Below are 3187 nucleotides of genomic sequence, written 5' to 3'. Positions count from 1 at the left end.
GGACTCCGACCGCAAACACCTCACCAGCGTCCTGCGCGAGGCCGCCGAACACCCCGGCACCGCCCTGGTGGAGATCTACCAGAACTGCAACATCTTCAACGACGGCGCCTTCGAGGTGTTGAAGGACAAGCAGCAGGCCGAGGAAGCCGTCATCCGCCTCGAACACGGGCAGCCCATCCGCTTCGGGCCCGACGGCAGCAAGGGCGTCGTCCGCGACCCCGCCACCGGCGACCTCGAAGTCATCCCGGTCACCCCGGGCAACGAACGCGACATCCTCGTCCACGACGCGCACTCCGCGTCCCCGACGACCGCCTTCGCGCTCTCCCGCCTCGCCGACCCCGACACCCTGCACCACACCCCCATCGGTGTCTTCCGCGACATCCAGCGGCCGGTCTACGACACCCTCATGGCCGACCAGCTCGACACCGCCATCGAGCAGAACGGCAAGGGCGACCTCGCCGCGCTCCTCGCCGGCAACGACACCTGGACCGTCGCCGGCTGATCCCTGTCTCGTCGTACGGCGTCCGGGGCCGCGTGGCCCCGGACGCTACCGCGAGGGCAGCTGTATCCGGCCGAACCTGTCGCCGAAGGCACGCGCGAGCTCCAGTTCGGAATGCAGCACGGCGGCCAGCCGGCGCACTCCCTCGCGGATCCGCTCCGGCGTCGGGTAGCAGTAGGACAGCCGCATCTGGCGGCTGCCGGACCCGTCCGTGTAGAACCCCGTTCCCGACGCGTACGCCACCTGAGCGGAGACCGCGCGCGGCAGCATCGCCTTGGTGTCCACCCCCTCCGGCACGGTCACCCACACATAGAACCCGCCGTCCGGCTTCGTCCATGTGCAGCCCGGCGGCAGATACTGCTCAAGCGCCGACAGCATCGCGTCGCGGCGCTCACGATAGTTCTGCTGGAACGTCTTGATCTGGCTCTGCCAGTCGTGTGTGGCCAGGTAGCGCGAGACGATCAGCTGGTTCAGCGTGGGCGGGCACAGCGTCGCCGACTCCGTGGCGAGGACCAGCTTCTCGCGGACCGCGGGCGGCGCCAGGACCCAGCCGACCCGCAGGCCGGAGGCGAACGTCTTGGAGAACGAGCCCAGATAGACCACGTTGTCCGGGTCGAGCGAGTGCAGCGCCGGATAGGTCTGGCCGTCGAAGCCGAGCAGGCCGTACGGATTGTCCTCGACCACAAGCACGTCGTACGTGCGACAGATCTCCAGGATCTCCGCCCGGCGTTCGACCGCAAGGGTCACGCCGGCCGGGTTGTGGAAGTTCGGGATCGTGTAGAGGAATTTCACGCGCCGGCCGGTGATCCTGGCCTGTCGCAGCGCCGCCCGCAGTGCCTCGGGCACCAGGCCGTGCTCGTCCATCGCCACGTGCACGACCTGCGCCTGGTACGAGGCGAAGGAACCCAACGCGCCGACGTACGAGGGGCCTTCGGCCACCACCACGTCACCGGGATCGCAGAACAGGCGGGTCACCAGGTCGAGGCCCATCTGCGAGCCGACCGTCACCACGACGTCGTCCGGGTGTGCCGTGATGCCCTCCAGGGCCATCACGTCGCAGATCTGCTCCCGCAGCGGCGGCAGGCCGTGCGCCGACGCGTACTGCAGGGCCGTCAGGCCGTCCTCCGCGATGATCTGCGCGACCTGCGTCGAGAGCGTGTCCAGCGGCAGCGCGGCCAGGTTCGGCATGCCGCCGGCCAGCGAGACCACCTCGGGCCTGCTGGCGACCGCGAACAGCGCCCGGATCTCCGAGGCGGTCATGCCCGCGGTGCGTGCGGCGTACCGGTCCAGGTGCGGGTCGAAGTGCGGGTCGAGTACGGTGCGGCCGCTCTGCGGTTTCGCGGGGCTGTGCCCGGTCAACTCGTCGTTCGCCATCAGCATGATCTGTCCGTCCCCACGTAGGTCAGCCTCGCCAGGCAGCATGGGCGTCTTCGCTTGATGACCGCTCAAGCCCTCCTCGCAGCCGGCTACGAAACGGCTGCGAGACGACCTGATTGACCTGACCGCACATGACTGTGGCGGCGCACTCCGACGGGTGTCGGGGTGCGCCGCCACTGGGCGGGACGGCCGGGGGTGGCGTCCCGCACGTTTTCTGGGGGCTTACTTGGGGTCGCGGTTGAACTGCGAGGTGGACCAGCGGTAGCCGAGGAGTGCGAGGCCGACGCACCAGGCGAGGGCGATCCAGCCGTTGTTGCCGATCTCGGTGCCCAGGAGCAGTCCGCGCAGGGTTTCGATGGCCGGGGTGAAGGGCTGGTACTCGGCGATCGGCTGGAACCAGCCCGGCATGCTCTCCAGCGGGACGAAGGCGCTGGAGATGAGCGGCAGGAGGATCAGCGGCTGCGCGCTGTTGGCGGCCGCCTCGGCGTTCGGGCTGCCCATGCCCATGCCGACCGCGATCCAGGTGAAGGCGAGGGAGACGAGGGCGAGCAGTCCGAAGGCCGCGAGCCACTCGAGGACCGAGGCGTCGGTGGAGCGGAAGCCCATGGCGACACCGACGGCGCCGACGAGCACCACGCTCAGGATCGCCTGGAGGACACTTCCGGCGACGTGGCCGAAGAGCACGGACCCGCGGTGGATGGCCATCGTGCGGAAGCGGGCGGTGATGCCCTCGTTCATGTCGGTGGAGACCGACACCGCGGTGCCGATGGTGGTGGAGCCGATGGTCATCAGGAGGATGCCGGGGACGATGTAGGCGATGTACGCGTCACGCCCGGCGCCGCCGCTCATGGTGTCGCCGAAGATGTAGACGAAGAGCAGCAGCAGCATGACCGGCGTGAGCAGCAGTTGCAGGGTCAGCGAGGGATAGCGCCGGGCGTGAAGGAGGTTGCGGCGCAGCATCGTGGACGAGTCGCGCACGGCGAGGGACAGGGAACTCATCGGACAGCCTCCTTGGGCTGGCTGGGCACGGTGGTGCCGGTGGAACCGCCGGTCAGGGCGAAGAAGACGTCGTCGAGGTCGGGGGTGTGCACGGTCAGCTCGTCGGCTTCGATGCCCGCGGTGTCCAACTGGTCCAGGATGCCGCGCAGTTCACGCTGGGTGCCGTCGCTGGGGATCTGCAGCGAGAGGGCCTCGTCGTCGCGGGTGACCTCGGGCAGGGCGAGGACCGCAGACTGGTAGGCGACCGGGTCGGAGAAGCGCAGTCGTACGTGTCCGCCGGGGATGAGGCGCTTGAGTTCTTCTGCCGTGCCT

Annotated in this window: 2 protein-coding genes and 2 pseudogenes; 1 reads left to right on the top strand and 3 read right to left on the bottom strand. The window is 69.3% G+C overall.

The genetic code is table 11. The annotated features are described in order from the left end of the window. A pseudogene (locus IE226_RS43445) lies at window positions 1–502 on the top strand (2-oxoacid:ferredoxin oxidoreductase subunit beta); the annotation flags it as partial. Window positions 503–547: 45 nt separating this feature from the next. Here IE226_RS43445 and IE226_RS43440 read toward each other — a convergent pair. The 3 genes and pseudogenes from IE226_RS43440 to IE226_RS43430 form a co-directional block, all read right to left on the bottom strand. Next, the gene (locus IE226_RS43440; RefSeq protein ID WP_229871983.1) at window positions 548–1879 is read right to left on the bottom strand and encodes an aminotransferase-like domain-containing protein; all 1332 of its coding nucleotides are present in this window, start codon (window positions 1877–1879) and stop codon (window positions 548–550) included. Window positions 1880–2098: 219 nt separating this feature from the next. Then, window positions 2099–2875, bottom strand: coding sequence for an ABC transporter permease (locus IE226_RS43435; RefSeq protein WP_190087060.1), 777 nt, complete (start codon window positions 2873–2875; stop codon window positions 2099–2101). Continuing rightward, a pseudogene (locus IE226_RS43430) lies at window positions 2872–3187 on the bottom strand (DUF4162 domain-containing protein); the annotation flags it as partial. The pseudogene IE226_RS43430 and the gene IE226_RS43435, both read right to left, overlap by 4 nt.

The sequence above is a fragment of the Streptomyces longisporoflavus genome (genome assembly GCF_014649775.1).
Classification (GTDB): Bacteria; Actinomycetota; Actinomycetes; order Streptomycetales; family Streptomycetaceae; genus Streptomyces; species Streptomyces longisporoflavus.
This window is presented reverse-complemented; position numbering and strand designations above follow the sequence as displayed.